Genomic DNA, 1,649 nt, shown 5'->3' on the forward strand with positions numbered 1-1,649 from the left:
GAGCCGTCCAAGGCCTAGGATGCGCTTGAGGTGGGCGAAGAGCAGCTCAACTTTCTTTCTGAGCTTCATCGCAATCTGGTACTCTTCAGTTTTGGCCAGATCTCTGGCGACCTGGCGCGCATCTTCGTGCTCTTTGCGGGTGATTTTGCGTGCATCAGCGTTGGGGCAGCATCTTTGTTTGGACGGACATACCTGGCAGACTTCTTTCAAGGCGCGATAGCGGGCTGTGCCCTTGCCCGACGGCCCCCGGTTTGGATCAGAGTAATTCCGGCGGAACTGTTTAAGCGCGTGACCCTCTGGGCAGATATATTGATCATGCTCAGCGTCCCATTCGAAGTCTGTGCGTGTCCAGGTGCCGTCGGGGCGTCCGGCCTTGTCGATGACCGGGATGTAAGGATCGATCTTGCGATCCACGAGCCAGCCGAGCATCGGGCCTGAGCCGTAGGCGGTATCGGCGATCATCCAGTCGGGGACGAGGTCGAACTTGTCCTTCACCCGGTCCAGCATCGTCTTTGTCGACCCCACTTCGGCTTGCCGGATGGATCTGGTCGCTTCCACATCCACAATCACGCTGTGATCTGTATCAACGAGGTAGTTATCAGAGTAAGCAAAGAAGGCTGGTGCCTTGTGCGCCGCTGTCCATTGGCTGGCAGGGTCCGAATATGAAATGAACTTAGGCTTGACTGGCGAGGCAGCACCAAACGCGGCCTCATCCAGGGTTTCCAGATATTCCCGAACAGCGCGCGGTGCGGTCTTGGCATCGATCTGTGCAGCATCCCATTCTTCTTGTGACGCTGAATACTGCTTGGTCGCTTCTGCCTCAATCAAGCTGGCATCAATCGCCATACGCTGGCCGCTGACCAAACCTTCTGCGATGCACCGCGCCACTGTCGTTTCGAACACGTGCCGCAAGAGTTCACTCTCGCGGAACCGACCATGGCGGTTCTTGGAAAAGGTAGAGTGATCCGGCACTCGATCAGTCAGATCGAGGCGACAGAACCAGCGATACGCAAGGTTCAGGTGCACTTCTTCGCACAACCGCCGTTCCGACCGGATGCCAAAGCAATAGCCCACCAGCAGCATGCGGATCAGCAACTCGGGATCGACGGAAGGGCGACCAGTATGACTGTAAAAATCCGCCAAATGACTGCGAATACTACTCAGGTCAACAAATCGATCAATCGACCGCAGCAGATGATTGTCCGGGACATGTTCCTCCAGGGAGAACTCATAGAACAGCTCAGCCTGAGTTTCCTGTTTTGGTCCCATCATCATCCAAACTCCCATTCAATAAGAGAATTGAATCAGCCAGATGGCCTTCGATCAAGACAGAGTTTTTCAACAGAATACGCCCATGCTGTTGAAGAACTCTGTGTTGCAGTGCGGCAAGTCGTTTGATTCACTTGATTTATCGAGATTGGGAGGATCGGGCGATGATGGGCATTCAAAAGGTTGAAGCGCAGCTGTTCTATGAGTTCGATTTGGACGCACATGTGCCGCCTAATCACGTATTGAGAGAGATTGACCGTTTCCTCGACATGGGCGACATGCGGGAGAGGCTGAAGCCCTTTTACAGCCACACGGGCCGCCCTTCGATCGATCCCGAGCTGATCGTCCGGATGCTGGTGATTGGTTATGCGATGGGCATT

Annotated in this window: 2 protein-coding genes; one reads left to right on the forward strand and one right to left on the reverse strand. The window is 54.7% G+C overall.

What is annotated here, in order from left to right; all coding sequences use genetic code 11:
• Positions 1 to 1,272, reverse strand: a 1,272-nt coding sequence (locus ACR0EN_RS21215) for an IS1182 family transposase (RefSeq protein WP_480588577.1), incomplete at its 3' end; no start/stop codon positions are given.
• Between the two features lie 161 nt (positions 1,273 to 1,433).
• Between ACR0EN_RS21215 and ACR0EN_RS21220 the strand changes: the two genes are divergently transcribed.
• Positions 1,434 to 1,649 (forward strand): transposase (locus ACR0EN_RS21220; RefSeq protein WP_480588579.1); only part of this gene is annotated, 216 nt, incomplete at its 3' end.

The sequence above is a fragment of the Ruegeria sp. AB7 genome (genome assembly GCF_056542625.1).